A 25,448-nucleotide genomic window follows, 5' to 3' on the forward strand; every position below is an offset into this window, starting at 1 on the left:
CCCCTGCCCCGGGCGGCGGGCCGCCCGGGGCAGGGGGAGTGGGTCGAGGGGTGGGTCAGGCCACGCTGCCGATGGACTCCGGCGTGACGGTCGCGGCCGTCGTCGGCATCACGGCGGGCACGATGTCCGGGACCTCGGTGACCGCCTCGGTCACCGCGACCCTGCCGCCGAGACGCGGCGCGGCGACCAGGCCCGCGTCGCCGTGGAGCAGCAGGCGCACGGCGGCCCAGGGCAGGTTCACCCCGGTGAAGGCCGTCTGGAAGATCCCGGCCGACGGCCGGGGGTTGGCCTCCAGCAGGACCGGCTCCCCGAAGCGGTGCCGCAGTTGCACATTGGACAGGTACGCCAGCCCGAAGTGGCCGACCAGCCGGCGTGCGATGTCCGTCATGTCCGGATCGTCCAGCAGCAGCCGGTAGCGGCCCTCCTTGGCGCGCGGGATCGCGGCGAGCAGTTCGCCGCCGCGGGTGGACAGGCAGTCGACGCTGACCTCGGGCCCCTCCAGGTAGGGCATGACGATCAGCGGGGGCACGTACTCGCCCTCGTCGGCGGCCTGCTTCATCGCCTGGGCGACCGCGTCGACCGAGGCCATGGGGCGGGCCGGCTCCAGCAGGTCGCGGAGGACCATCGGCCGGTCCTCCAGGATGCGGAAGCCGAAGGCGGAGAACTCGCCCGCGGGCTTGAAGCAGAGCGTCTCGCCGGTCGCCGACAGCTCCTCCACGGCCGTCCGCAGCCCGTCGGCGTCCCCCACCACCCGCCACGGCGGCACCGGGATGCCGGCGGCGAGCGCCTCCTCATATGTACGGCTCTTGCTGGTCAGCACCGTGACCGAGCGCGGCGAGGAGCACATCAGCCGTGTGCCCACGGCCGCGAACTCCTCCGTCAGGCCGGCCAGCGCGCTCAGCCGCCGGGGCGGGATGAGCACGTCGATCGCGTGCCGGCGGCAGAAATCGAGGGCGAATTCGGCGTAGACCGGATCGGCGACATGGCGGGGTTCGACCTCGGCCACGTCGCACGCGCCGAGTGCCGCTGCGTTCGGATCGACATTGGTGCCGTAGATGCGGACATCCACGGCGTCGGGGTTCCCGCGCAGCATGGCCATCACCTGTGTGGTGGCCACCCCCGCGCTGCTGAGCCATATTCGGAGGGCTATCGGAACGCTCCCCTCGGTGCAGGGACGGCCGGCCGTGGGCATGCTGCGGCACGGCCTTCCGCCGTTCAGGATCATGTGTGAGGCGGATCATACTGCCGTTCGATGACGCCGGTGTTTCCGGTCCGCGGAGCGTACGGAAAGAGCACGCGGCGCGCCGTCACCCGACCGCACCGCGGGGCGAGCGGTGCGGGTACGGCGGGCGAACGCTGGAAGCGACCTCCATCCCTTCCACGAAAGCAGGGACGCCGCCGCCATGGACATCGACACCCACCCGATCCCCCGTACCCCGCCCCGCCCCCGGCTCATACGCGCGGCCGCATCCCTGACCGCCGTGCTCGCGGCGGCGGCGCTGGCCGCCGGGCCCGCCGCCGCGTCCGTCCCCGCGGCCCGCGGCGACGGCCGCACGGGCGGCGGCAAGCCGACCGTGGTGCTCGTGCACGGCGCCTTCGCCGACGCGTCCGGCTGGAACGAGGTCGTCCGCCGCCTGGAGGGCGAGGGGTACGACGTGATCGCCCCCGCCAACCCGCTGCGCGGCCTGACCGGCGACTCCACGTACATCGCCAGTGTGCTCAAGAGCGTCAAGGGCCCGATCGTGCTGGCGGGCCACTCCTACGGCGGCGCCGTGATCAGCGAAGCGGCCGCCGGCAACCCCCATGTCAAGGCCCTGGTCTTCGTCTCCGCGCTCATGCCGGACAGGGGGGAGACGCTCGCCGCGCTGGGCGCGAGGTTTCCTGCCGCGCAGCTGAACAACGTCCAGCGCATGGTGCCCTACCGTGACGCGACGGGAAGCGGTGTCGACATCTACATCCGGGACGCGAGCTTCCACAGCGTCTTCGCCGCCGACCTCCCCGCGGCACAGGCCCGGCTGATGGCAGTCGAGCAACGGCCCATCGCCACCACGGCCTTCACCCAGCGGGCGACCGGTGCCGCCTGGCGGACCATTCCGTCCTGGGCCCTGGTCGCCACCGAGGACCACGCCATCAACCCCGCCCTGGAACGCTACGAGGCCGAGCGCGCCGGCTCCCACACCGTCGAGATCGACTCCTCGCACGTCGCGATGATCTCCCACCCCGACGTGGTGACCCGCCTCATCCGCGAGGCCGCCGCCTCCGCCGCCGAGCCCGCCGCGGCGGTCTCCGGCGCCCCGGCGCTCGCCGACACCGGCTGGCGCGAGACGATCCTGACCGCCATCGGGGGCATCGCGGGCGCCGCCCTGATCATGGGCGGCGTCTTCCTCGCCCTGGCCCGCAAGTCCCGCGGCTGACCGGCCGCGGCGGCCGGGTGCCGTCGTACGACGCCACCCGGCCGCCGCAGGGCGTCAGTCCTCGCGGACGGCGATCGCGGCCATGTGGTCCGCTCCCGCCGCGACGTCGTGGACGCGCCAGCCGGCGGGGCCGGGCGAGGGCGTCGGGCCGGTGCCGAGGTAGTCCGCGGAGAGCTCGCGGGACAGACCGGTGCCCAGCGCCTTGAGATACGCCTCCTTGCGGACCCAGACGCGGGCGAAGGCGAGGGCGCGGTCGGGCTCCGCGAGGGCCTCGAGTTCCGCGACCTCGCCGGGGTGGAGCGACTGCCACACACCGTCCGCGGCCGCCTCGCGCGGCACCTCCTCGACGTCGGCCCCGACCGTGCCGGCGGCGAAGGCCAGCAGCGACAGCCCCCGGGTGTGCGAGAGCGAGAAGTGCGGGCGGCCCTCCGGCACCGCGGGCCGCCCGTGCGGGCCGCCGCAGGTCGGGCAGGTCTCGCGGACGAAGACCACCGCGCCGGGGCCCGTGCCGAGAAAGGCGCCGAGCAGCATGCGCAGGGCCACGTGCGCGGACACATAGGCGTCCCGGTCGTGGTCGAAACGGAACGCGGCGGCGCGCCGGCGTTCCTCGGCGTCGAGCACGTCCGGAGCCAGCCGGGCGGCGGCCGCCGCGGTCGCGGCGGTGTCCACCAGCCAGAGCCGGGGCGGCCCGCCGGGCCCGGGAGGTGCCGGGTCCGAGGGCGGCGTCCCCGGGTCGAACCACTGGGGAACGAGCGTCACGGCCGGTCCGCCGCCTCGCCGGTCTCGCGTGCGTCCCGCGTGTCCCGGACGATCGCCAGCGCCTCGACCTCCAGCAGCAGCTCGGGCCGGAACAGTGCGGCCACCTGCACCGCGGTGCTGGCCGGGGGACGGGCGGTGTCGATGTGGGCGTCCCGCGCCTCGCGCACGGCGGCGACGTCCGTGACGAAGAAGGTCAGTTTGGCGACGTCGGCCCAGTCAGCCCCGGCCGCCGCAAGGCAGCGCCCGAGGTTCGCGAAGACCTGGCGCGCCTGCGCCGCCGGATCGCCGGGGCCGACCACCTCGCCGTCGGCGTCCAGCGCGATCTGCCCGGAGATCGCCACGAAGCGCCCCTCTCCCAGGACGACGTGGCTGTAGCCGTTGCCCGGGGCGACCCCGTCCGGCGCGGCGATGTGGGTGAGGTGCGACATACGGGTTCCCCCCTGGGACGTCCGACCTGTGATGACGGGCACCATGATCCCGCACGGGGACGCCGGGGCGCATCGGCCTACGTCACAGCAGGTGTCATTGGGGAGTGATTCTCTGGGCATAAATGGTCATAAGGTGCGGAGACAGGAGGTTCCCCACATGTCCCACTCCGAAACGTACGAACTCACGTTCCCCGTTTCCGGTGACACCGTGGTCGTCCGGCGCACCGAACGCAAGGGTGCCGGCGGGCACCCCGTCTACAGCGACGACACCGGCATCGTGCAGGCCGAGATCAGCGATCGCGGAGAGGTCCGCATGCTCGCCACCGGGGGGCACCAACGCCCCGACATGCCCTCGCGCGCCAGGCCGCACTGATCGGCGGCGGCGGTCGCCACGAACATCGAGCATGGTGGCCGTCCCGGGTATCGCCGCCCGACGGGCGGCGATACCCGGGACGGCCGGGGTCGCGCCCGCTGCACCACTCCCGCGGCGCCCTCCGGTGACGGCCGCCCGCCGGGCGCGCTCCGCGGCTGCGGCTCCACTGCCGTGCGTCAGGACACGTCCCATCTCACCGCTGACGTCGGCCGCCCGGTCGGGCGCCGGTCAGGCGGGCGCCTGCGCGCCGTCGAAGACCTTGTCCAGGAAGGCCGCCAGATTGACCCGCGCGCGCTCCACGCGCTCCTCGGGCGTCAGGGTCTCCTCCATGCGCCGCACCAGGGCCGAGGTCTTCTTGCCGCGCACGTACAGCGAGCAGGCGAGGTCGGCGCAGATGTAGGTGCCGACGGTGTTGCCCTGGCGGCCCGAAGGGCCGACCTTCGGCGCGGTGAGCAGGTCGACGCCGGAGCTCGCGTGCGACGTGAGGCAGATGGAGCACAGGCTCGTCCTGAGCAGGCTCCTGCGCGCGGCGGACGGCGCGCGCATCGACAGGCCCACCATGCGGCCGTGCCGCTCGGCGACCAGGTACCCGCGGTCCGGCGCCCCCGGGTCGCGCCACCCGAGGAAGTCCAGGTCCGCCCACGGCAGCTCGGCCAGGTCGCGCGGCAGGTTGACCCGGCGCGCCTCGCCCTTGGAGCAGTTGACGAAGGCGTCGCGGATCTCGGTCTCGGTGAGCGGGTCCATGGTGCCGGAAGCTAACACCGGCGCGCTCCGGCTGTCGCGGGAATTTCGGGCGGTACGCGCACGCGACGGTGCCGGGCGTCCCCCCGCGGGATCGCCCGGCACCGTCGCCGCTTCCGTGTGTCAGCCGATGTCGGCCCCGTACACCTGGAGCGCGTCCGTGACCGGCTGGAAGAAGGTCTCCCCGCCGCTGCCGCAGTCACCGCTGCCGCCCGAGGTCAGGCCGAGGGCGGTGCTGCCGGAGAAGAGCGCGCCGCCGCTGTCGCCCGGTTCGGCGCAGACGTCGGTCTGGATGAGGCCGGAGACCGAGCCCTCCTGGTAGTTGACGGTCGCGTCGAGCCCGGTGACCGTGCCGCTGTGCACCTGGGTGGTGCTGCCGCTGCGCTGCACCGCCTGGCCGACGCTGGGCAGGGCGGCGCCCGTGATGGCCCGTGTCGAGCCGTTGTAGAGGTCGACCGCGCTCGGGTGGGCGACGCCGGTGTCGGTGTACTTCACCAGCGCGTAGTCGTGGCCGGGGAAGGTGGCCGCCTCCACCGAGCCGATCTCGGAGCCGCCGGAGGAGTCCGACCAGCTGTCGAAGGCGACGCCGCAGTGGCCCGCGGTGAGGAAGTACGGCTGTCCGTCCTTGACGACGTTGAAGCCGAGCGAGCACCGGGCGCCCGAGCCGTAGATCGCGTCGCCACCGGCGATGAAGGGCTTGAACGCGCCCTTGGAGCGGTGCACCCGGGCCGTGCCGGCGCCGAGGGCGTCCACCGCCTTGTCCAGACGGGCCATCTCCGCGGCCGAGACGGTCGCGTCGGCGGTCACCACCACCTGGTTGGTGCGCGGGTCGATCGCCCAGGCCGTGCCCGGGACGCGGGCCTTCGCGCCCAGGGTGCGGGTGGCGGTGCGCAGTTCGGCCGTGCTGTTGCCGACGGTCCTCGCCACGGCGCCGGCGGCGCGGACCGTGTCGGCGGCCTTGCCGTCCAGCACGTTGACCACCAGACGGCGGGTGCCGGCGTCGTAGTACGAGCCCGCGGTGTCGGCGGCGCCGAGCTGCGAGACGAGGCGGTCGGCCAGTGTCACGGCCGACGTCGCGCTGAGCGTTTTCCGGGCGGCCTCGGAGGTGGGGGTCGGCGAGGTCGCCGCGTTGGCCTGCGGCAGCAGGATCGCCGCCGCCAGCACGGCGGTTGCGCCGCTGCCGGCGAGAACGGCGTTCCGCCTCGATATGCGTCGGTGCTTCACGTCCTGTACCTCCAGTGGGGGGACGGGCCCGCTCGACTGCGGCGCACCCGGGAGATCTTCCGGTCGCCGGCGCCGCATTCCGCAAAGAATGCATGTCCACGCCAAGCAACGCCGTTGAGTATTCCGAGGCGTTTCCGTGACCGGCAAGGCCGGACGCGGGTCTGCACAGCCGTCACACAGGACATCCCGATTCCCTTGGAGGAACCTTTCCCCGACCATCGGAACCCGGCCATCCGCTTTTCCCGGAGCCCCCCGCCGCGCCCGCGCCCGTCCCGGCCGTCCCGGGGCCGTGGGCGTCGACGCAGGCCGGAGTCCGTCAGCGGCCGCCTCGGCGGGGCGTGTTCGGGGCCGTCGAAGCGCTCCCGGCGCGGTTCGCGAGGCCCTGGCCCGCTGCGCAGGATTCATGGCCAAAGCTCGTGCTTTTCCTGCGTGATTCCGGCGTTCCGCCGTCAAGGCACGGGTATGAGCCGGTCGGTGGGGATGGCCGAAAAGCATTCCTGGCCCGCTGTCCGGGCCGGGAGGGGGGCACGTGATGGACAAGGCGACGGCGTACGCATGCACGCACACACCGGCACCGGAGGCCCGCGCGGGCACCGTGCCGGTGCCGGCCGCGGCGGGGCTCGGCATCCCGGGGCCCTCGGCGTTCAACCCGGCCCTGTGGACGGTGGAACCGCAGGTCGCGGCCTGGGCGCGGCGGACCGGACTGCTGTCGGAACGCACCGCGGAGCAGGCCCGCCGCGAACGCCACGCGGCCATGGCCGCCCACGTGTGGCCCTGGGCACCGGCCCGACGGCTCACCGAACTGGCCGGGCTCACCCTGTGGATGTTCGCCGTCGACGACCGCAGCGACGCCTACGCGCGGGACCCCGCGGCGGTCCACGCCGAACTGGACGCCATGGTCCGCACCGTCACCTTCGCGGCACCGGCCGTCGCGGCGTCGGCCTCGCCGGCCGTCCGCGCCCTGGCCGACATCGTGCCGCGGATCGGCGCGGGCATGGGGCCGGCCTGGCGCGACCGGTTCGGCGACCACCTGATCGCCTGGCTCCGCACCAACCAGGACATGCTCCGGCAGCGCGCCGACCAGGCCGTGCTGACCCCGGAGGCCTACGCCGCCTGGCGTCGGGTCTCCGGCGCGACGGGCTGGTTCTTCGACCTCATCGAGTACGCCGAGGACGCTGAGCTCACCCCGGCCGAGTGGTCCGCGCCCGCCTGCCGCCAACTGCGCGAGGCCGCCGCCGACGTCATCGGCTGGACCAACGACCTCTTCTCGCTCGACAAGGAACTGGCGAGCGGCGAGACCGCCAACCTCGTGCTCGTCCTGCGCCACCACCGGCGGCTGCCGCTGCGGGAAGCCGTCGCCGAGGCCCGGCGCCTGCACGGCCTCCGCGTCGCCGAACTCACCGCCGCCGGCCGCGCCCTGCGCGCCGAGCCCACCACGGCCTCGCGGCGCGCCGCGGTCCGCCGCTACACCGACGGCATCCACGCCTGGGCCCGCGGCTTCCTCGACTTCTCCCGCGACTCCGCCCGGTACGCGGCCACATAGAGCTGCGCAGGTCCGAGGGGCGAGAATCGGTTTCCGGCCGCCGCACCGGCTTGTTAGGTTCGTGACCGGCTTTCGGGGGCGGCGGTCGGTGACTGGGAGGGTTCTGATGGAGGATGCTGCGCCGCTCGATCTGGTCGGGGTGGACTCCGAGGCGGAGAAGGCCTACCGCCACCTGCTGGCGCGCGGCGGGGGGACCGTCGACGAGGTGGCGGCCGCGTTCGGGGTGACGTACCCGGAGGGCCTGGCGCTGCTGGAGCGACTGCACCGCTTCGGGCTGGTCAGCCGCCGTACCTCGGGGGAGTTCCTCACCGTCGACCCCCGGCACGCGCTGCGCGCGCTGGTCGAGTCGCGCGAACGGCAACTGGCCTCGGTGCGCGACGCGGCGGGCTCGCTCGGCGCGATCTTCGACACCGCCAAGCGGGCCAGGAACGGCGGCCACGGGACCCTTGTGATCAGTGGGCCGGAGACGGTCGGCGACCGCTACTACCGGCTGAAGCAGGCCGCGCGCGCCGAGATCTGCTGCCTGGACCGCCCCCCGTTCGTGCTGGTCCCCAACGGGCCGATCGACGAGGCGGCCGTGGGCCGCGGTGTCCGGGTCCGTGCCGTCTACGCGGCCGCCAGCTTCGTCGCGGACGACGACTGGCAGGAACTCGGCAGCCTGGTGTCGCGGGGCGAGGAGGCCAGGATCATCCCGACGCTGCCGATCAAGCTCGCCATGGCCGACCGGTCGGCCGCCATGGTGTCGCTGAGCCTGGACGCCGGGAACACCGAGTGCCTCTACACCGAGGCGCCCCCGCTGCTGGAGGCACTCGCCGAACTCTTCGAGCGGTACTGGGCGGCCGCCTCCCCACTGGCCGGCACTCCCGGCCCCGGTGAGCCGCCGCCCTCCCCTGCCGGTGCCCCGGAGGGGGAGGACCGCAGGCCCACGGACGAGGAACGCAATCTCCTCGCGCTGTTCGCGGCCGGTGTCAAGGACGAGGCGATAGCCCGGCAGTTCGGGATCTCGTCACGGACGCTGCGCCGGCGTATTCAGGACCTTTACGCGGAATTGGGTACGACCAGCCGTTTCGGCGCCGGGGTCGCCGCGGCGCGCCGCAACTGGGTCTGAACGCGGCGGCGATTTCTTCCGGCTCGCCCAACTGACCTGCAAATAAATGAATATGACGGTCCATCAATTGCGGATTCATATGCTCGTAACAATGCGAGGGAATTGCCGCGGGGGAACTGCCGCCTGTCCAGTTGAGGACATTGGCACTCAAGGGACATGACCACTTCTTTACAGCGAGGCAAAAGGATGGCTGACTACGGACATCTTTCGCACGCCTAGCCTCTTGAGGTTCCCTTGCGTACACCTCCGTCCCCCAGACGCGGGCTGACAGTCGCGGTCGCCGTGCTCGCGACGCTGACGGCCATCGGGCCGGCCGCGTCGGCCGAGACCCGCACCTCTCCCACCCCGCCCACCGTGTCCGCCGGGCTCGCCGCGTCCACCGCGGCACACCCCGATGCCGCGGGTACCGTCACGCTGATCACCGGTGACAAGGTCGCCGTGACCATCAGCAACGGCCGCACCAGCGCGACCGTTTCCGACCCGCAGGGCAGGCCGGGCGGCGCCCATGTCCTGTCCGTCGGCCCCGACACCTACGTGTACCCCGACGAGGCGCTGCCCTGGATCGCGTCGGGCGCGCTCGACGAGGGGCTGTTCAACGTCAGCGAACTGCTCAGGGACGGCTACGACGACAGCCACAGCGACGGGCTGCCGCTGATCGTCACGTACACCGACGCCGCCGCCCGCGCCCGCGGCGCGAAGACCCCGGACGGCGCGCGGAGGACCCTGACGCTCAGCAGCATCCAGGGTGCCGCGATATCCGCCGAGCACGCGCGGGCGACGGACTTCTGGTCCTCCCTGACCGGCGGCACCGCCAAGAGCGCGGCGGGGGCTCAGCCCTCCGGGCGGCTGACCGGCGGCATCGCCAAGGTGTGGCTGGACGGCAAGGCCAAGGCGACGCTGGCGGACACCACCGCGCAGATCGGCGCGCCCGAGGTCTGGCAGAGCGGGGACACCGGACAGGGCGTTGACGTCGCCGTCCTGGACACCGGGATCGACGCCGCGCACCCGGACTTCGCGGGCCGGATCGCCGCCTCGCAGAGCTTCGTACCGGGCCAGGACGTCACCGACCGGCACGGCCACGGCACCCACGTCGCCTCCACGGTCGCCGGCACCGGCGCCGCGTCCGACGGCAAGGAGAAGGGTGTCGCCCCGGGCGCCTCGCTGCACATCGGCAAGGTCCTGGACAACGACGGCAGCGGCCAGGACTCCTGGATCCTGGCCGGCATGGAGTGGGCGGCCCGCGACCAGCACGCCAAGGTGATCAGCATGAGCCTGGGCGGTGCCCCCACCGACGGCACCGACCCGCTCAGCCAGGCGGTGAACCGGCTCAGCGCCGAGACCGGGGCGCTGTTCGTCATCGCCGCGGGCAACTCCGGCCCGGAGGCCTACAGCGTGTCCGCGCCGGGCGCGGCCGACGCCGCCCTGACGGTGGGCGCGGTGAACGGCCCGGGCAAGGGCGTGGACCAGCTGGCGGAGTTCTCCAGCCGCGGCCCGCGCGTCGGGGACAACGCCGTCAAGCCCGACCTGACGGCCCCCGGTGTCGACATCCTCGCGGCCCGCTCGCAGTACGCGCCCGAGGGCGAAGGCGCCTACCAGACGATGAGCGGCACCTCCATGGCGACGCCCCATGTCGCGGGCGCCGCCGCCCTGCTGGCGGCCGAGCACCCCGACTGGAACGGGCAGCAGCTCAAGGAAGCGCTGGTCAGCACTACGGCGAGCACCCGCCGGTTCAGCCCCTACCAGGCCGGCAGCGGCCGGCTCGACATCGCCGCGGCCGTGAAGGCCACGGTGGTCGCCTCCGGCGCCGCGTTCGCCCAGGTCCACTACCCGTACACGCCCGGGCAGACGGTCCGCAGGGACGTCACGTACACCAACATCAGCGCCGATCCGGTCACCCTGGACCTGGGCCTGATCGCGGACAACATCCCCGACGGACTGTTCACGCTCACCGACAGCCGGCTGACCGTGCCCGCGCACGGCACCGCCACCGTCGGTGTCATCACCCACCTCGACCTGGCCGCGGACAACGCCGCGTACACCAGCCAGCTCACCGCCGCCGGTCCGGACGGCGCGGTCCGCGCCCGCACGCCGATCGGCGTGAACAAGGAGGGCCGGCGCGTCACGCTGTCGGTCACCTCGAAGGACCGCAGGGGCGCCGGCCTGCCCGGCATGCTGGTGCTGAAGGACGTCGACCGGAACACCATTCCCAAGGTCTACGCCGTCGACTCCTCCGGCTCCCTGGACCTCAGCCTGGTCCCGAGCGACTACGCGGCCTGGATGTACGCCGACGTCCCCGGCATCGACGGCACGCACACGCTCGGCCTCGGCCTGTTCTCCGCACCGCAGGTCGACCTGAGCGAGAACCGGTCGCTCCGCTTCGACGCCGCGAACCTCCGCAGGGCCGCGGCGTTCACCCCGCAGCAGACCGCCAACAGCTTCATGCGGGTCGACCAGTACCGGTCGTACGGCGACCTGTTCCCGTTCATGGACAGCTACCAGCCGGAGTACTGGCGGTACGACAGCCTCTGGGCGACCCCGACGCCCAAGGTGACGCACGGCTCGTACACCTTCGCCACACGCTGGCGGCAGATCCAGCCGCCGCTGACGTTCTCGTCCGGCTCCCAGACCTACCGCAGCGCCGTGGTACAGAGCCTGTCGCCCGTACTGCCCGAGGGCAGCGGCACGTACCGGGCCGTCTGGGCCGGGAACGGCTCGGCCGCGGAGTTCGCGAAGGTCAAGGTGCGCGGTCAGGTGGCGGTCGTCCGCCGCAGCGACACCGTGTCCGCCCCCGACCAGGCCGCGGCCGCGGCGAAGGCCGGCGCGAAGCTGCTGCTGATCCTGAACGACGGCTACGGGAAGCTGGATCCGTGGGCCGACCTGCCCGACGCGGCCCCGCTGCCGGTGGCCTCGCTCGGCACCGACGACAGCATCCGCCTGCGCAGCCGCATCGGGCACGCCGGACACGGGACGCTGAAGGTCGTCTCGCACCCCCACCCGCGCTACCTGTACGACCTGGTCCGGCACTACAGCGGCGCGATCCCGGGGACGCTGACGTACCGGCCCGGTGCGGGCGAACTCGCCAGGATCGACGAGTCGTTCCGCGACAACAAGCAGGGCGAGGCCCTCGCACTCCGTGACGACCTGACGGTCGACACCGACCGGCCCCTGGGCAGCCTGGGGGTCCCGGTCGCGGCGCAGTCCGCGCTCACCTCATGGGTCACCGCGGGTCCCGGTGTCACCTGGGTCTCCAGTGCGGCGACGAGGGATCTCGGTCTGGGCGGCACGCCGCGCTCGTACAAGGCGCGCAGCACCTCCCGGGAGACCTGGTTCGCCCCCGTCGTGCACCCGAGGCTCCTCAACGACTCCACCCGCACGGCCCCCTTCAGGGTCGGCGACATCATCAGCTCGTCGTCGGTGAGCGCCTGGGGCGACTCCGGCGGCCACGCAGGCGTCCTGTGGGCCGACGGGGAGACCTCGAAGGTCTCGCTCTACCAGGGTGCCCAACTGCTGGGCGAGACGGTCAACGACGGGATCTTCTCCGTCGAGGGCCTGCCCACGGAACCGCTGCCCTACCGCCTGGTGGTGGAGGGGAAGCGCGACCTGCCGGGCCGGCCGTACTCGACCCGCACCCGCACCGACTGGGGATTCACCTCCGGCACCACGGACTACACCGTCCTGTCGCCCCTGCCGCTCATCCAGCTGGACTACGCGGTGAGCACCGACCTCTCCGGCCGGGCGGGACGACGGGCCGCGGTGTCCGTGACGCCCTCGCACCTGGCGGGCGCGACCGGCGCGGGCACGATCCGCACGGTGACTGTGGACGTCTCCTACGACGACGGCGCCACCTGGCGCCGGGCGACGTCGCGCCAGAAGGGCGCGGTCTGGACGGCGTCGCTGGACGCGCCGTCCAAGGCCCGCTTCGCGAGCCTGCGCACGACGGCGAAGGACGCCAAGGGCAACACCGTGAGCCAGACCGTGATCCGCGCCTTCGGCCTCAAGTAGCGCCGGCGGCACGACCTGTGGGCCCCTGTCCGCCACCGCGCGGGCGGGGGCCCCGTCGGCGGCGGGCGCCGGTGCGCGCTGCTGTCACCCCGCGGGGCTGAGGTCCTTGTGGACCGCGCGGGCCACCGCCTCGATCGTGGAGACGCCGGAGGCCATCGTCGTGTTGTCGTGGCTGAGCACGGTGACGTTGTAGTCGTGCCCGCCGCCGGTGAAGGCGCCCAGGCTGTGCACCCGCCAGCCGTGCGTGGCGCGGGACAGCCAGCCGTTCTTGACGTGGACCACCGCGGTGGCCGGAGCGCCCGCGGGGGTGCCCCAGCGCTGCGAGGCGATGACCCGGTTCATCAGCTTGAGCGTGTAGGCGCGCGCGTTGTCGTTGAGCACGTGGTTGTGCGCCGTGACGAGGTCCAGCAGCTTCTGCTCGTCGCCTGCCGTGATCCGGGTCAGGCCCCAGTAGCCGCCCGCGCCCGGCACCGTGCGGTTCATCCCGGCCGCGGACAGGAAGCCCTTGATCTTCGTCGGACCGAGCTGCTTCCACAGCGCGGTCGTGGCGTCGTTGTCCGACTGTGTGATCATCTTGTTCGCGAGGCCGGTCTCGCGCGCGGTCAGGTAGCGGGCGTGCTGCGTCGCGTCCCACAGCAGGGTCGCCAGGACGGTGACCTTCACGGTGCTGGCGGAGTCGAAGTGCTGGTCCGCGCGCAGCGTGCACACGGTGTTCGTCGTGCGGTCGTGCAGGGACAGCGCGGTGAGGGCGGTCCTGCCCTTGAGGGAGGCCGTGATGTCCCGCTGCAGCTTCGCCGCCAGTCCGGCCCTCCCCGAGGTGCAGCTCACCTGCGGCGTCGCCGCGACGGCGTTCCCCGCCCCGGCCGCCACGGCCAGGGGGACCGCCATGCCGGCGACGATCGAGGCGGCCGTGACGCGCCGGGATGTTCGTATCTGCCCCATGTGTCTCCGCCCGTTCTCCGGTTGCTCTCGGCTGGGTCGACTGCCCAGTGTGGGCGAACGGGTGTACGGGGCGGGATGTGATGTCGGCTACGCCGGAGCCGCCGTGCGACGGGTCCGGCGGGCCGTCGGGAACGGCCGCGACAGGGCCCCGGCGGGGGCCCGTACGGGCTCGCCGGGGCCGGGGAGGATCTCCGGGCGCGCGGGCTAGCGCACGCCGCGCGGCCGGAACTGGACGCTGATCCGCGGACCCACCGCACGCGTGCTCTTGGGCACCGCGTGCTCCCAAGTGCGCTGACACGAACCGCCCATGACGATCAGATCGCCGTGCCCGAGCGGCAGCCGCATCGCGGCGGCGCCGCCACCGCGCGGACGGAGCGCGAGATCGCGGGGGTCGCCGACGGACAGGATCGCGACCATCGTGTCGTGCGTGGCGGACCGCCCCGTGCGGTCGCCGTGCCAGGCGACGCTGTCGCGTCCGTCGCGGTAGTAGCAGAGTCCGGCTGTGACGAAGGACTCGCCGAGCTCGCGGGCGTAGTGCGCGTCGAGGGCGTCCCGGGCCTCGTCGAGGACGGGGTGGGGCAGCGGCGCGCCCTCGCCGTAGTACGACAGCAGCCGCGGGACGTCGACCTCCCGCTCGTACATCTGCCGCCGCTCGGCCTTCCACGGCACGGAGCCGGCCAGCTCCTCGAAGAGCGCGTCGGCCCCCCGGAGCCAGCCGGGCAGCAGGTCGATCCACGCCCCGGCGCCGAGGACCGTCCGCCGCACGCCGTCCAGCGGGCCGAGACGGATGTCGTCCGTCTGGTCGAAGAGCGAGCCCTGCAGTGGTGCGGTCATGGATCCAGCGTAACCGCTCATCCGAACAAGTGAGCTATTAATCCAATGCGGCGGGACGCAGCCACTCCTGCCCTTCCAGTCCCTCCAGCCGTGCCGGATCGGCCAGGATGTCGATCTCCACGATCCGTCCGCCGGTGATCGTCAGGCTCATGACCGCCGTCAGCCGCCCCTCCGGCGCCGTGACGATGCCGAAGGTCCCGTTGACCAGCGCGAGCCGCGTGTACGGGGCGAAGCGCCGGAACAGCAGCGCCCGGCCCGCCACCGTACGGGCCCCGCGCACCTCCCGCGACAGCCCGAGCGGACCCGCCCCGGTGTCCGCCCGCAGCACCACGTCCGGGTCGAGCAGGCCCACCAGCGCCTCGAAGTCGCCCGCGCGGGACGCCGCCATGAAGGCCCCGACCACCTCGCGCTGCAGCATCAGGTCCGCGTCCGGCACCGGCGCCGAGCCACGCACCCGGCGCCGCGCCCGGCTCGCCAGCTGGCGGGCGGCGGCCGGCGTGCGCCCCACCATCGGCGCGATCTCCTCGAAGGGCACGGCGAACATGTCGTGCAGCACGAAGGCCAGCCGCTCCGCCGGTGCCAGTGTCTCCAGCACCACCAGCAACGCCAGCCCCACCGAGTCCGCGAGCAGCGCCTCGTGCTCCGGATCCCCCGGACCGTCCTGCGGCGTCACCACCGGATCGGGCACGCGCACCTCCAGCGGCTGCTCGCCCCGTGAGGTCCGTGAGCGCAGCATGTCCAGACACACCCGCCCGACCACCGTGGTCAGCCAGCCGCCCAGGTTGCCGATGCCGTCGCCGCCCGCGCGGCTGAGCCGCAGCCACGCCTCCTGCACCGCGTCGTCGGCCTCGCTGAGCGAGCCCAGCATGCGGTAGGCCACCGCCCGCAGATGCGGACGGTTCTCCTCGAAGCGCCGGGCCAGGAACTCGTCGTCGTCCATCGGTCCCTTTCCTTTGTCGCGTTCCGCCGGTGCGATGACGAAGCGGCCCGGGCCGATGTGACAGGGCGGTGGGGCGAGGTGGCCGACCGGCGCGCGTCGCTCACCACCCTGACATCAGATGACCGAGGTGGGAGGAGCGGCGCGCAACGCCGAGCAGCGCCTGGATCCGGCCCCCGGCCTGGTCGGCGGTGTCCAGCGGGGACGCGAACGGCAGCCGGACGTCGCGGTGGACGCGGGGGTACTCGATGCGCAGGGTGATCCCGTACCGGTCGACGGCCAGGGGCAGCACGCGCTGCGCGCCGGGCGCGGGCACCGGCCGCACCAGGCGCATCAGCAGCGGTACGAGCTCCTGGTGGTCGTCGACCAGATGCGTGAGCATGCCCGCCTCGCAGGTGGCCAGCGGGTCGGCCGCCGCCGCGACCAGCTCCTCCAGCGCGACCGTGCTCCGGCCGTCCTCGGTCTCCAGCACCGCCTGGGCGAACTCCATGCACTGGCTGTCGGCCGAATCGGCGCAGTAGGGGGCGGCCAGCCGGCCGGTCACCGTGACGCGGGCGCGCACCCGTTCGCGGACCGGGGTCGGGGCGACATCGGTGAACTCCAGGGCGCCGGGCACGGATTCGGGGCGGGGGAGTGCCGTGTCCAGGGGGTGCAGGTGCAGGTGCCCGGCCAGATCGGCGGCGGTGAGCCGGGAGACCTCGGCGCGGCCGTGGGCGGTGACCACGGTCATCGAGTGCGCCGATGCCAGGACCGACCGGATGCGCTCGGCGCTGGACGGCCGTACGGGCGCGGCGAGGGCGGTGTGGAACATGCTGCGCATCCGGATCTCCACTCACGGGGCTTGGTTAGGGTTGCCTAACCTAACCTATACCCGGCAGGCCGGCCCGCGCACGACCACCGCCACGCGTTCACCCCCATGCGACGCCGAAACGCCGAGTGCCCCCGATCGTCGTGCCGCTGAGGGTCAGTGGGGCCGGGCCGGCGGGGACGGTGCCCTGCGGAGTCGTGCCCGTGGCCATCCCGTACGCCAAGGGCGTGTCGTCGCCGCACGGCAGGATCGGCTTCCTCTACCAGCGCTGCTGCCTCCCCCGCCTGCCCGCGCCCCCGCTCACCACGGACGGCCGGATGCGGAACGGCGCCCCTTGAGGCCCGGCTCGGGCGCCCGGGACCGGAAGGCGCGCCAGGGCAGGAGCGGGGCGCTGGCCAGGCAGAGCACGCCGGCGAGGAGGACGGCCGTGCGTACTCCGGCGAGGGCGGCGACGACTCCGCCGATCGCCATCCCCAGCGGTTGTGCGGTCTTGGCGCCCACCGACCAGGCCGTGACCACGCGGACCATGAGGCGGTCGTCCGTCGCGGACATGCGGTAGGCCGCGAACGAGGGGTTGAAGACCCCGGCGGCCGTCAGCAGACAGGTGTCGGCCGCGACGAGGACCGCCAGGCCGGCGGGCCCTGACGGCACCCAGGCGAGCAGCACGAGCCAGGGCGTCCGCAGGACGCCGAACAGCAGCAGGACGCGGTGCGCGCCGAGCCGCCGTGTCACCGGGGCGGTGAGCCGGGATCCGAGGACGCCGCCGAGGCAGGGCAATCCGAGCGACAGACCGTACTGCCACGGCGTGAAGTGCAGTTCGCGGAGCATCAGGACGGCCAGCAGGGGGCTGCTCATCATGACGCCCCCGCCGAAGAGCATGGCGTTCCAGAAGAGCGGGCGCAGGCCCGGATGCCGGACGATGTAACGCCAGCCGGCCAGGAGTTCGCGAACCCGCCCCGTGGCCGCAGCGCGCGGTGGGGGTTCCGGCTCCCGGTGCCGGATCCGGCGGACGCCCAGGGCGGAGAGCAGGAAGGAGACCGCGTCGACGGCCAGCGAGAACGTCGTCCCGAAGAGGCCGACGAGCAGCCCCCCGACCGGCGGCCCCGCGCTCATGCCGATCCAGTCCGTGGACTCGAAGCGCGCGACCGCCCGGAGCCGGTCCCCGGGCGCGACGAGACCCTTGAGGTGCGCGGTGCTCGCCGCCCCGAAGGCGATCGCCGCCGCCGCTTGCACGATGCCGACCAGGCACAACTGGACGAAGGTGAGGACGCCGAGGGCCGCCGCGACCGGAACGCTGATCAGGGCGGCGAACCGGAGCAGATCCGCCGCGATCATGACCGGCCGTTTCCGCCGGTGCTCGATCCGGACCCCCAGCGGCAGGGTGACGGCTGCCCCCACGATCGCCGACAGCGCCGCGAGCAGGGAGACCCGGGACGCGGAGACGTCCAGAGCCACCACGGCCACCAGCGGCAGCGCCCCGGAGCCGATCGAGCTCCCCGCCGCGCTCACGGCGTAGGCACCCCACAGGCGGCCGAAGTCCCGTCGTGCATCGGTCGATTGCTCATCCGGCGAAGCCACGGCGGGTGAGCCTACGGCCCCGCCCCACGGCCCGTCCTCCGGCTTCCTGCGACGGCCCGGTACGGCGGAGGCGCCCGCTCTACCCGCCGCGGCGGGCGGTGCTGAAGCGGCGCTGGTACGCGGCGGGACTGATGGACAACTCCCGTACGAAGACCCGCCGGAGACTCTCGTAGCTCGGGAACCCGGCCAGGGACGCCGCCTGGGTCGCGGTGTGCCCCTGGTCGAGGAGGGCCTTGGCGATGTCGAACCGGATCGACTCGACGTAGCGGGCCGGGGTGGTGGACAACTCCGTGCGGAACAGCCGGGTGAGATGGCGGGGACTGAGGTTGAGGTGCCCGGCGAGTTCACCGAGGGAGTGGTTCCCGCCGGGGTCGGCCGTCACCAGGTCCACGACGGAGCGCAGTGCCGGGGACCGGGGCGGCGGGCCCTGCAGGGGCGCGGAGAACTGCGACTGCCCGCCGGCGCGCTGCAGGTAGACCACCAGGGCGCGGGCGACGTCCCGGCTCACGTCGGGACCGTGGTCCTCCTCGACCAGAGCCAGCGCCAGATCGATGCCGGCACTGACGCCCGCCGAGGTGTACGTCGTGCCGTCGCGGACGTAGATGGCGTCGGGTTCGACGCGGATGTCCGGGTGCCGGGCGGCGAGTTCGCCCGCGACCTTCCAGTGGGTGGTCGCGCGCTTGCCGTCCAGGAGGCCGCCGGCGCCGAGGACGAACGCCCCGGAACAGACCGACGCGACCCGGCCGGACCGGCCCGCCAGCTCCTTCGCGGCCTCGATGAGATCCCGCGTGACGGGGGTCCTGGGATAGACGGCCCCGCCCGGCATCATGAACGTGCCGGGGTCCGGCTCGCCCGCGGGGCTGCCGTCGACGGCGATCCGGATGCCGATCGACGAGGCGACGTCGGCACCGGTCGTCGACAGCAGGGCGACCCGGTAGTCGGCGCCGAGCCGGTTCGCCTCGCCGAACACCTCCGCGGGGCCGGCGACGTCCAGCAGCGCGACCCCGTCGTAGACGAGGATCGCGACCCGATGCGTCCGGGAGTCCACGGTCCCGCCCCTCGGATGTCCGGATCCGGGTGGTTCCTGGCCGGACCGGGGCGGCGGCGGAGCCGCGCGGTCGGCATCGTGGAGAACAGAGGCACTTCCCACGTCTCACCGCCTCGGCTGTCTCATCGAAAGCGCGAACATCATGACCGACAACATCGCAGCAGTGGAAATTCCCGATACCGCGGCAGTGGCGGGGGCGAGCGCGTTTCTCCGCGAAACCGCGGGCCCGCTCATCTTCCATCACTCGTGGCGCGTTTTCCTCCTCGCCTCCCTTCACGCGCGGGAGCTCGATCTCCAGCCGGATCCGGAGCTGCTCTGCATTTCCGCGATGTTCCACGACACCGGACTCTCGACCCCGTTCTCCGACACGGAGCAGCGCTTCGAGCTCGACGGCGCCGACCACGCGCGCAGGTTCCTGCTCGACCGCGGATTCCCCACGAGCGCCGCCGAGACCGTCTGGACGGCGATCGCGCTGCACACGACACCGGGGGTTCCCAGCCGGATGGGGCCGGTGACGGCCGCCATGTACCAGGGCGTCCTGACCGACGTGCTCGGCTGGGGGCTGGACCGCCTCGACGGCGACCAGGTGGACGAGATCGTCGCCGCCCATCCGCGCGGAGAATTCAAGAAGGGATTCCTGCAGGCATTCGTCGACGGGCTCAAGGACCGCCCGGACACCACGTACGGGACGATCAATGCGGACGTCCTGGAGCACTTCGTTCCCGACTTCCGCCGCCAGAGCATGGTCGAACGCATCCTTGACGCGCCCTGGCCGAATTGATGCCGGGATGCCAGGAAATCCGATGACACCACCGGCTCCCGGCCGCGACCGTCGCCGTACCGGACGGCCCGCCGGCTTCACCGTACTGGCGGTCACCACCGTGGTGATGATGGCGACCGCGAGCGCACCGTCACCGATGTACCCGCTCTACCGGGAGCGCTGGGGCTTCCCGCTCACCATGGTGACGGTCGTCTTCGCCGTGTACGTCGTGGGGCTGCTCGGCGCCCTGCTGACGCTGGGGTCCCTGAGCGACCGCCTCGGACGCCGTCCGGTCGTGGCCACCGCACTCCTGCTGGCGGCGGTCGGTACGGCCGTCCTCTGGACGGCGAACGGCGTCCTGTCGCTGGTCGTCGCGCGGGTGGTGCAGGGGGTCGCCACCGGGACGGCCACGAGCGGCCTGGCCGCGGGGCTGGTCGAGTTCTCGCCCGCCGGACGCCCGCACGCGGGCAGCACGGTGACGGCGGCCGGCACGAACGCCGGCCTGGCCGCCGGCGCCGCGGTGGCCGGACTGCTGGTGCAGTTCGTGCCACACCCCGACCGGTACGTCTTCTCCGCCCTCACCCTCGTCCTCCTGGCGCTCGCGGTGCCGGTCCTCCGGATCCCCGAGACGGCCGTGCCGCGAGCGGGCGCGACGGCGGGCTCGCTGCGAGCCTCCCTGCGCTCGGGGGTGCGGGTTCCGGAGGGAGCACGACGCCGGTTCCTGGCCGCCGTACCCGCCCTCGTCGCGGGCTGGGCGGTGACGGGACTGTTCCTGGCGCTGACCCCTTCCCTGGTCACCGGCGTCCTGCACATGACCTGGGGCGCCGCGGGCGGCCTCGACATCGCGCTGCTGTTCCTGGCCGGGGCGGCGGGGGGCCTGTGGTCCGTCCGGCGCACGACCCGGTCGGCCACACTGCTGGGGGCGGCCCTCCTCGCCCTGGGGGCGGCGGGACTGGCGGTGGCCATCGCCGGTGCCTCGCCGGTCACCTTCGGGTGCGGGACCGTCCTGGCGGGACTGGGATCCGGCCTGACCTTCAACGGTCACCTCCGCGCCATCGCGGAGGTGACCACCGCGGACTCGCGGTCGCAGGCCTTCTCCGCCGTCTACGTCCTCAGCTACGCGGCGCTGAGCCTGCCGTCCCTCGCGGCCGGCCTCCTGGCACCTTCGTGGGGATTGAGAACCACGAGTTTTGTGTACATCGGATTCGTCGGGGCCCTCTCCCTGCTCGCCCTCGTCCATGCCGGTCGTCGCTCGCCGCCGACAGGGATCGACACACGCACGCTTGTCAACAACCGGACAGAGGAACCACCATGCAAGCCATCACCGTCTCGGACCGCGACGCCGGCGTCAGCGGACTCACCCTGACCCATCTGCCGTACCCGCATGCCGCGGAGAACGACGTCATCGTGCGGGTGCACGCCGCGGGATTCACCCGCGGAGAGCTCGACTGGCCCGCGACCTGGTCCGACCGCGCCGGCCGCGACCGGACGCCGAGCGTCCCCGGGCACGAGGTCTCGGGTGTGGTCGAGGGGCTCGGCTTCGGCACCACCGGTCTCACGATCGGCCAGCGCGTCTTCGGCCTCACCGACTGGGCCCGCGACGGCTCACTGGCCGAGTACGTCGCGGTGGAGGCCCGCAACCTCGCCCCGCTCCCGGCGGACATCGGCCACACGGTGGCGGCGGCGCTGCCGATCTCCGGACTGACCGCCTGGCAGGGCCTGTTCGACCACGCACGGCTGGTGACCGGGCAGACCGTGCTGATCCACGGCGCCGCGGGCGCCGTCGGTTCGATCGCGGTGCAGCTCGCGGTGGAGACCGGCGCCCGCGTGATCGGCACGGGCCGGGCGGCCGACCGGGACGCCGTCCTCGCCCTGGGCGCGGACGCGTTCCTGGACCTGGGGGCGGCCGGCTGGCCCGAGGACGCCGGCGCGGTCGACGTGGTGTTCGACGTGATCGGCGGCGACATCCTCGACCGCTCCACCGCCCTCGTACGCCCCGGCGGCACGCTCGTCACGGTCGCCCAGCCGCCCACCGTCCAACCCGACGACGGCCGCGCCGTGTTCTTCGTCGTCGAACCCGACCGCACCCGCCTCGCGGACCTGGCCCAGCGCCTCCGCGACGGCCGCCTCGCGGTGCGGGTGGGCGAGGTCCATCCACTGACGGAGGCGGTCGCCGCCTTCGCGCCGGGGCGACGCGTCGCGGGCAGGACGATCATCCGGGTCGCGGAGGACTGACGGCCGGGCGTCCTTCACACCTAGGCGTACACGTACGTGTCGTACCCGGTGCAGACCTCCTCGGAGCCCTTCACCAGGCACGCGTTGAGCAACATGCGGTACCCCTCGGTGATGTCACCGGTCTGCCACGGGGTCGTATAGGGGGAGGAGTGCCCCCGGGTGGAAGCCACGCGGTAGACCTGAGCACTGAGCACCCTCCCCTCGATCCCCCACCCGTCGGCCGTGTCGTCGTGCGCCCGCAGTGCGTCCCCGGGGGTGCCGAAGGAGTCGGGGTCCGCGTTCCAGCCCACGTACCCGGCGTAGTCGCCGTCGGCGTAGAGGTAGAGGATCACCGACTTGCCGTCGTCGTAGGAGCTGAACGTGTACGTGAGCCGCGGCGCCGCCGAGGCGGCACCCGCCCCGGCCCCGAAGGACACACCGACCGCCACAGCGGTCGCCGCGAGCAGGGTGCCCATCCGCTTCCTCATCGTGCCCATGTGAAGCCTCCCCATCAAAGCGATCAAGGTCGGCCGCGATCTTTCCTCCGGCGCGCGCGGCGGGTCAACGGCCGCGCCTCCGGAGTGGTTTCATTTCGCCAATAGTCCAGATACGAACTATCGGAAGGAAATCGCCGCGACTTGGCCTCAACGGGGCATTGCTCGGGCTTCGAGTTGGTGGCAGATGGGTGAATCACCCGGAAATGCGGTCATCCAGAATGGAAATCCAAGGTGAAGGAAGGGTGTCGGATTCTCGACCTGCAAGCAGCGGCACGCTCCAGGGGGTCCCGCGGCAATGCGCTCGCGCATGCGAGCCACCGGCGAGGCGCGGGGCCCGGCAGAGGTGCGCCGGGCCCCGCGCCTCGGGGACGGGGTGTGGTCAGCGCTGCTGGGCGAGGGCCGGGACGAAGCGGGCCGCGTCGATCGTGCCGACGCCGGTCGCCAGGTCGTAGCCCCTGGCCGCGGTGTAGCCGGGGACTCCCGCGTAGCTGTTGTTCGTGCCGTCCTCGACGTCCACGATCCCGGTGTACGGGTTCCACGAGGACTGCGCGTACAGCGAGTACAGCGCCTGGTGGATGTCACCCAGCCGGTGCCCGGCGGCCTGGTCGGCCAGGGCGACGATGCCCGCGAAGAGGGGGCTGGCCTCGCTGGTGCCGACGTAGACGTCCCAGCCGACCCGCTTCGGGTCGTAGCTGGAGTACACCCATGCGCCGCCCTTCAGCGAGGCGGACATGGACAGGTCCGGGGTGCCGCGGTGGCCGCCGACCTGCTCCACCCCGTTCTGGTACGAGGGACGGGTGAAGACGTGGGAGAGGCCGCCGCCACCGGCGCCGGCGTCGTTGTAGACGCTGTCCGGGGCCATGCGGTCGCCCTGGGAGTCCAGGTGCAGCTGGGTGCCGCCGACCGAGACCACCAGCGGGTCGGCGGTCGGCCAGGCGTTGACCCGGTACGGGTAGTGGTCCTTGCCGTTCGGGGTGGTGTCGGTGGCTCCGCTGTCGCCCGAGGCGGCGACCACGGTCACACCGTGCTTGTGCGCGTCCTTGAAGGCGTACCGCAGGTTCTCGATGCTGGAGAAGTCACCCTTGCGGAAGCCGGGGAAGCTGTTCTCCGCGACGCCCCAGCTCTGGCTGATCACATCGCCCACGCCGCGGTCGATGAGCGACTTCTCGGCGTCCATGACCTCCCGCAGTCCGGTGGTGCCCTCCCCGATCCCGCCCACCGCGGTCTCCGCCAGGACGATGCGGGCGTCCGGGGCGACGGCGTGCGCCATCTCCACGTCGAGGGTGGTCTCCCCGGCCCAGGCGACCTGGTCGGCGTCGTTGGGATCAAAGCGCGGGACCTTGCCCCACTTGACCACGTCGACGTGGGTGCTCTTCATGCCGAACCGGGCGCTGTAGACGTCCAGGTCCTTCTGGATGGTCGGCGAGCCGAAGGGGTCCACGATCACGATCGTGCGCCCCTTGCCGGTGATTCCCGCCCGGTACAGCGGGTTCAGGTTGTACGCCTGGCGGAACTGGGCCGCGGAGTAGCAGCCGATCCGCCACTTCGCGCGGCACTGGTCAGTGGTCATCAAGCGGCCGGCGGCGCTGCCCGACTGCTGGCCGGTCGTCGGCACGGCCTTGAGCCCCTGTGGCGACTGCACGGGGTCGGCGACGGCGATGGAACCGGACATGAGCGTTGTTATGGTCGCGATACTGGTGAGGCTGGTGATCCAGGCTGCGGCGACCGCAGTGCGCCGCCGCGCATGAATCCTGCGCATAGATGCTCCTCGAAGTGGACTAGACCAGACTCGGCCGTTGCCCGCGATCTCACTCCGAGGGCGCCCGCGAGGCAAGCGAATGCCCGTGTGTGACGTGTCACTGCTTAGTCGGATTCATCGCTCTATGTCCATGCGGAACGTGGCATGCACGACGTGGGCAACCCATCGGGGCCGGCGTATCGGCCCATGTCGTGCGGCTCCCGCCAGGCGGTTCGGGGAACCGGGCGCGGGCTGTCCCTGGGCGGGCCGCGACCGGCCCGATGCCCGCTCTGTCGGCTTTATGAAATACCTCACGGTCTGGCCACTGATGGGTGGGAGCGGAATAAGGCGGCGCGGTCCGCGGCCGCGGAGACGGTCGCCCACCGGTCGCGTCGACAGCCCGCCGGCAGGAGGGGGCGAACCGGCGCGTGCGAGCGCAGCCGTCATCCCCAAAGGGCGACGATGGCTTCCTCGACACTGAAGACCGCATCACAGTGGGCGCACCGCGCGGAGCCGAAGACGTAGGTCAGTTTGTGTGCGACATCGGGATGGCCGTCCGCAATGGCCCGGGAGTGCAGCCTGTGCGCCACGCCGTCCAGCGATGAGGGGGCCAGCGGCTGCAGCGGCAGTCTCCTCCCCGCGGTCTGCCGCATGTACATGGTGTCCGTGGTGGAGAAGTAGCCGTGCTCCCCGAACACGATGAAGTTCTCGGATTCACAGGCGGGGCAGACGACTTCGTACTCCTCGTCGTTCAACCCGTCGAGGAGTTCGCCCCAAACGTCGACGCCTTCGAAACTGAGGAGCGCGGCCAGCACGTGGACGTAGTCCGTGGAGGCATCGACGAGTCCGGGGTCCCGCAGGGCTTCGTCGGTCAGCTCCATGAGCTCGGCCATCTCCGAGGCATGGGTCACTCGGGGATCCTCATCGCCGTACGGCTGATCCGTGCTGGCCACGATGGCGCCGGCCAGGACGAGGGCCATCCGCCGATCGGTGGCCGACCACTGGCGCGCCAGCCGGGTCAGAGCAGGCAGGGCCGCATAGCTCGCCGAGTAGACGGTGCCCTGATGGCACAGACGGGACCAGAGCTCATTCCATCCGGGGTGCTGCACGTCCGGGCTCACGGTGGCGAGCAGGTCCGGGATGTCTTCCGCGGTGCCGTAGGCGTGATGGAGCCGAGACCAGTCCGTCATGGCGATGATCTAAGCAGCAGCAACGGTGTGACTCCGCGCACAGCGCGGACATGGTGTGGGGTCTCTAGCCGAACTCGCCGTCACGCACGCCGAGTCGGAATGCCGTCCACTCCTCCGCGGTGAATCGCAGCGGCGGCAGGTCCTTGTTGCGTGAATCGCGGACCGCGACCGCTCCGCCGCCGAGGTCCGAGACCTCCACGCACATCTTGTCCCACCTGTTGCTGTAGCTGCTCGTGACCCAGTCCGCGTCAGTCAGGTCTACGGCGTACAGCTCGGTCTTGGCTGCGTCCGTCATGGGATCTCCTGTGGA

General features: G+C 72.7%; 24 protein-coding genes. 9 read left to right on the forward strand and 15 right to left on the reverse strand.

Annotated features, from left to right (window positions below):
- Window positions 1-55 precede the first annotated feature (55 nt).
- Window positions 56-1,117 (reverse strand): ATP-grasp domain-containing protein, encoded by a 1,062-nt coding sequence (locus ACFYXS_RS07865; RefSeq protein ID WP_389245063.1) that lies wholly within the window; start codon window positions 1,115-1,117, stop codon window positions 56-58.
- 286 nt (window positions 1,118-1,403) lie between these two features.
- Here ACFYXS_RS07865 and ACFYXS_RS07870 point away from each other — a divergent pair, with 286 nt between their 5' ends.
- Window positions 1,404-2,414 carry an alpha/beta fold hydrolase gene (locus ACFYXS_RS07870; protein WP_389245065.1) on the forward strand — a complete coding sequence of 337 codons (1,011 nt, stop codon included), beginning with the start codon at window positions 1,404-1,406 and terminating at the stop codon, window positions 2,412-2,414.
- A 54-nt stretch (window positions 2,415-2,468) separates the two neighbouring features.
- Here ACFYXS_RS07870 and ACFYXS_RS07875 read toward each other — a convergent pair whose 3' ends face one another.
- Together ACFYXS_RS07875 and ACFYXS_RS07880 are read right to left on the reverse strand one after the other, a co-directional pair.
- On the reverse strand, window positions 2,469-3,173 hold the full coding sequence (locus ACFYXS_RS07875; protein ID WP_389245067.1) for a 4'-phosphopantetheinyl transferase family protein: 705 nt from the start codon (window positions 3,171-3,173) through the stop codon (window positions 2,469-2,471).
- Window positions 3,170-3,601, reverse strand: coding sequence for a RidA family protein (locus ACFYXS_RS07880; protein WP_389245069.1), 432 nt, complete (start codon window positions 3,599-3,601; stop codon window positions 3,170-3,172). The genes ACFYXS_RS07875 and ACFYXS_RS07880 overlap by 4 nt, the downstream gene beginning before the upstream one ends.
- Before the next feature lie 157 nt (window positions 3,602-3,758).
- On the opposite strand from ACFYXS_RS07880, the gene ACFYXS_RS07885 reads away from it, so the two are divergent.
- Complete coding sequence (locus tag ACFYXS_RS07885; RefSeq protein ID WP_319660010.1) at window positions 3,759-3,974, forward strand: DUF6296 family protein; 216 nt, start codon at window positions 3,759-3,761, stop codon at window positions 3,972-3,974.
- Window positions 3,975-4,202: 228 nt separating this feature from the next.
- Here the strand turns inward: ACFYXS_RS07885 and ACFYXS_RS07890 are convergent, their stop codons facing one another.
- Window positions 4,203-4,718, reverse strand: a complete 516-nt coding sequence (locus ACFYXS_RS07890; protein WP_389245072.1) for an FBP domain-containing protein — start codon at window positions 4,716-4,718, stop codon at window positions 4,203-4,205.
- Window positions 4,719-4,838: 120 nt separating this feature from the next.
- Window positions 4,839-5,939 carry a S1 family peptidase gene (locus ACFYXS_RS07895; RefSeq protein WP_389245074.1) on the reverse strand — a complete coding sequence of 367 codons (1,101 nt, stop codon included), beginning with the start codon at window positions 5,937-5,939 and terminating at the stop codon, window positions 4,839-4,841.
- 532 nt (window positions 5,940-6,471) lie between these two features.
- On the opposite strand from ACFYXS_RS07895, the gene ACFYXS_RS07900 reads away from it, so the two are divergent.
- The 3 genes from ACFYXS_RS07900 (at window position 6,472) to ACFYXS_RS07910 (ending at window position 12,592) form a co-directional block, all read left to right on the forward strand.
- Window positions 6,472-7,482: a hypothetical protein gene (locus ACFYXS_RS07900; protein WP_389245076.1), complete on the forward strand. Its 1,011-nt coding sequence runs from the start codon at window positions 6,472-6,474 to the stop codon at window positions 7,480-7,482.
- Window positions 7,483-7,588: 106 nt separating this feature from the next.
- Window positions 7,589-8,590 (forward strand): LuxR family transcriptional regulator, encoded by a 1,002-nt coding sequence (locus ACFYXS_RS07905; protein ID WP_389245078.1) that lies wholly within the window; start codon window positions 7,589-7,591, stop codon window positions 8,588-8,590.
- 282 nt (window positions 8,591-8,872) lie between these two features.
- Window positions 8,873-12,592 (forward strand): S8 family serine peptidase, encoded by a 3,720-nt coding sequence (locus ACFYXS_RS07910; protein ID WP_389245080.1) that lies wholly within the window; start codon window positions 8,873-8,875, stop codon window positions 12,590-12,592.
- An 84-nt stretch (window positions 12,593-12,676) separates the two neighbouring features.
- Here ACFYXS_RS07910 and ACFYXS_RS07915 read toward each other — a convergent pair whose 3' ends face one another.
- The 4 genes from ACFYXS_RS07915 to ACFYXS_RS07930 all read right to left on the reverse strand — a co-directional run bounded on the left by ACFYXS_RS07915 (window position 12,677) and on the right by ACFYXS_RS07930 (window position 16,125).
- The gene (locus ACFYXS_RS07915) at window positions 12,677-13,534 is read right to left on the reverse strand and encodes a serine hydrolase (RefSeq protein ID WP_389245082.1); all 858 of its coding nucleotides are present in this window, start codon (window positions 13,532-13,534) and stop codon (window positions 12,677-12,679) included.
- Window positions 13,535-13,738: 204 nt separating this feature from the next.
- Entirely contained in the window at window positions 13,739-14,368 is a 630-nt protein-coding gene (locus ACFYXS_RS07920; protein ID WP_389245084.1) for an alpha-ketoglutarate-dependent dioxygenase AlkB, read from the reverse strand.
- A 37-nt stretch (window positions 14,369-14,405) separates the two neighbouring features.
- The gene (locus ACFYXS_RS07925; protein WP_389245086.1) at window positions 14,406-15,308 is read right to left on the reverse strand and encodes a sigma-70 family RNA polymerase sigma factor; all 903 of its coding nucleotides are present in this window, start codon (window positions 15,306-15,308) and stop codon (window positions 14,406-14,408) included.
- A gap of 100 nt (window positions 15,309-15,408) precedes the next feature.
- Window positions 15,409-16,125 carry a DUF2470 domain-containing protein gene (locus ACFYXS_RS07930; RefSeq protein WP_389245088.1) on the reverse strand — a complete coding sequence of 239 codons (717 nt, stop codon included), beginning with the start codon at window positions 16,123-16,125 and terminating at the stop codon, window positions 15,409-15,411.
- A gap of 191 nt (window positions 16,126-16,316) precedes the next feature.
- Here ACFYXS_RS07930 and ACFYXS_RS07935 point away from each other — a divergent pair, with 191 nt between their 5' ends.
- Complete coding sequence (locus ACFYXS_RS07935) at window positions 16,317-16,451, forward strand: hypothetical protein (protein ID WP_389245090.1); 135 nt, start codon at window positions 16,317-16,319, stop codon at window positions 16,449-16,451.
- Here ACFYXS_RS07935 and ACFYXS_RS07940 read toward each other — a convergent pair.
- Both ACFYXS_RS07940 and ACFYXS_RS07945 read right to left on the reverse strand, forming a co-directional pair.
- Window positions 16,414-17,691 carry an MFS transporter gene (locus tag ACFYXS_RS07940; RefSeq protein ID WP_389245092.1) on the reverse strand — a complete coding sequence of 426 codons (1,278 nt, stop codon included), beginning with the start codon at window positions 17,689-17,691 and terminating at the stop codon, window positions 16,414-16,416. The two genes, ACFYXS_RS07935 and ACFYXS_RS07940, sit on opposite strands and share 38 nt — an antisense overlap.
- A gap of 79 nt (window positions 17,692-17,770) precedes the next feature.
- Entirely contained in the window at window positions 17,771-18,739 is a 969-nt protein-coding gene (locus ACFYXS_RS07945; protein ID WP_389245094.1) for a GlxA family transcriptional regulator, read from the reverse strand.
- A 142-nt stretch (window positions 18,740-18,881) separates the two neighbouring features.
- Between ACFYXS_RS07945 and ACFYXS_RS07950 the strand changes: the two genes are divergently transcribed.
- The 3 genes from ACFYXS_RS07950 to ACFYXS_RS07960 are packed head-to-tail and all read left to right on the forward strand — an operon-like array spanning window position 18,882 to window position 21,734.
- Window positions 18,882-19,520: an HD domain-containing protein gene (locus ACFYXS_RS07950; RefSeq protein ID WP_389245096.1), complete on the forward strand. Its 639-nt coding sequence runs from the start codon at window positions 18,882-18,884 to the stop codon at window positions 19,518-19,520.
- Between the two features lie 22 nt (window positions 19,521-19,542).
- The gene (locus ACFYXS_RS07955; RefSeq protein WP_389245099.1) at window positions 19,543-20,865 is read left to right on the forward strand and encodes an MFS transporter; all 1,323 of its coding nucleotides are present in this window, start codon (window positions 19,543-19,545) and stop codon (window positions 20,863-20,865) included.
- A complete protein-coding gene (locus ACFYXS_RS07960) occupies window positions 20,811-21,734 on the forward strand; it encodes an NADP-dependent oxidoreductase (protein WP_389245101.1) in 924 nt (307 codons plus the stop codon). The genes ACFYXS_RS07955 and ACFYXS_RS07960 overlap by 55 nt, the downstream gene beginning before the upstream one ends.
- A gap of 20 nt (window positions 21,735-21,754) precedes the next feature.
- Here the strand turns inward: ACFYXS_RS07960 and ACFYXS_RS07965 are convergent, their stop codons facing one another.
- The 4 genes from ACFYXS_RS07965 to ACFYXS_RS07980 all read right to left on the reverse strand — a co-directional run bounded on the left by ACFYXS_RS07965 (window position 21,755) and on the right by ACFYXS_RS07980 (window position 25,433).
- On the reverse strand, window positions 21,755-22,210 hold the full coding sequence (locus tag ACFYXS_RS07965; protein WP_389245103.1) for a hypothetical protein: 456 nt from the start codon (window positions 22,208-22,210) through the stop codon (window positions 21,755-21,757).
- 379 nt (window positions 22,211-22,589) lie between these two features.
- On the reverse strand, window positions 22,590-23,969 hold the full coding sequence (locus tag ACFYXS_RS07970) for a S8 family serine peptidase (RefSeq protein ID WP_389245105.1): 1,380 nt from the start codon (window positions 23,967-23,969) through the stop codon (window positions 22,590-22,592).
- 422 nt (window positions 23,970-24,391) lie between these two features.
- A complete protein-coding gene (locus ACFYXS_RS07975) occupies window positions 24,392-25,138 on the reverse strand; it encodes a hypothetical protein (protein ID WP_389245107.1) in 747 nt (248 codons plus the stop codon).
- 64 nt (window positions 25,139-25,202) lie between these two features.
- Window positions 25,203-25,433 (reverse strand): DUF397 domain-containing protein, encoded by a 231-nt coding sequence (locus ACFYXS_RS07980; RefSeq protein ID WP_389245109.1) that lies wholly within the window; start codon window positions 25,431-25,433, stop codon window positions 25,203-25,205.
- Between the last annotated feature and the right edge of the window lie 15 nt (window positions 25,434-25,448).

It is taken from the genome of Streptomyces sp. NPDC002574 (assembly GCF_042889545.1).
Classification (GTDB): Bacteria; Actinomycetota; Actinomycetes; order Streptomycetales; family Streptomycetaceae; genus Actinacidiphila.

Excerpts from the sequence above, each read along its gene's own strand:
- ACFYXS_RS07930 (WP_389245088.1), bottom strand. The coding sequence starts at position 16,125 with ATGCGCAGCATGTTCCACACCGCCCTCGCCGCGCCCGTACGGCCGTCC.
- ACFYXS_RS07905 (WP_389245078.1), top strand. The coding sequence starts at position 7,589 with ATGGAGGATGCTGCGCCGCTCGATCTGGTCGGGGTGGACTCCGAGGCG.
- ACFYXS_RS07965 (WP_389245103.1), bottom strand. The coding sequence starts at position 22,210 with ATGGGCACGATGAGGAAGCGGATGGGCACCCTGCTCGCGGCGACCGCT.
- ACFYXS_RS07975 (WP_389245107.1), bottom strand. The coding sequence starts at position 25,138 with ATGACGGACTGGTCTCGGCTCCATCACGCCTACGGCACCGCGGAAGAC.
- ACFYXS_RS07950 (WP_389245096.1), top strand. The coding sequence starts at position 18,882 with ATGACCGACAACATCGCAGCAGTGGAAATTCCCGATACCGCGGCAGTG.
- ACFYXS_RS07980 (WP_389245109.1), bottom strand. The coding sequence starts at position 25,433 with ATGACGGACGCAGCCAAGACCGAGCTGTACGCCGTAGACCTGACTGAC.
- ACFYXS_RS07960 (WP_389245101.1), top strand. The coding sequence starts at position 20,811 with ATGCAAGCCATCACCGTCTCGGACCGCGACGCCGGCGTCAGCGGACTC.
- ACFYXS_RS07870 (WP_389245065.1), top strand. The coding sequence starts at position 1,404 with ATGGACATCGACACCCACCCGATCCCCCGTACCCCGCCCCGCCCCCGG.
- ACFYXS_RS07955 (WP_389245099.1), top strand. The coding sequence starts at position 19,543 with ATGACACCACCGGCTCCCGGCCGCGACCGTCGCCGTACCGGACGGCCC.
- ACFYXS_RS07970 (WP_389245105.1), bottom strand. The coding sequence starts at position 23,969 with ATGCGCAGGATTCATGCGCGGCGGCGCACTGCGGTCGCCGCAGCCTGG.
- ACFYXS_RS07925 (WP_389245086.1), bottom strand. The coding sequence starts at position 15,308 with ATGGACGACGACGAGTTCCTGGCCCGGCGCTTCGAGGAGAACCGTCCG.
- ACFYXS_RS07915 (WP_389245082.1), bottom strand. The coding sequence starts at position 13,534 with ATGGGGCAGATACGAACATCCCGGCGCGTCACGGCCGCCTCGATCGTC.
- ACFYXS_RS07900 (WP_389245076.1), top strand. The coding sequence starts at position 6,472 with ATGGACAAGGCGACGGCGTACGCATGCACGCACACACCGGCACCGGAG.
- ACFYXS_RS07920 (WP_389245084.1), bottom strand. The coding sequence starts at position 14,368 with ATGACCGCACCACTGCAGGGCTCGCTCTTCGACCAGACGGACGACATC.
- ACFYXS_RS07885 (WP_319660010.1), top strand. The coding sequence starts at position 3,759 with ATGTCCCACTCCGAAACGTACGAACTCACGTTCCCCGTTTCCGGTGAC.
- ACFYXS_RS07880 (WP_389245069.1), bottom strand. The coding sequence starts at position 3,601 with ATGTCGCACCTCACCCACATCGCCGCGCCGGACGGGGTCGCCCCGGGC.
- ACFYXS_RS07890 (WP_389245072.1), bottom strand. The coding sequence starts at position 4,718 with ATGGACCCGCTCACCGAGACCGAGATCCGCGACGCCTTCGTCAACTGC.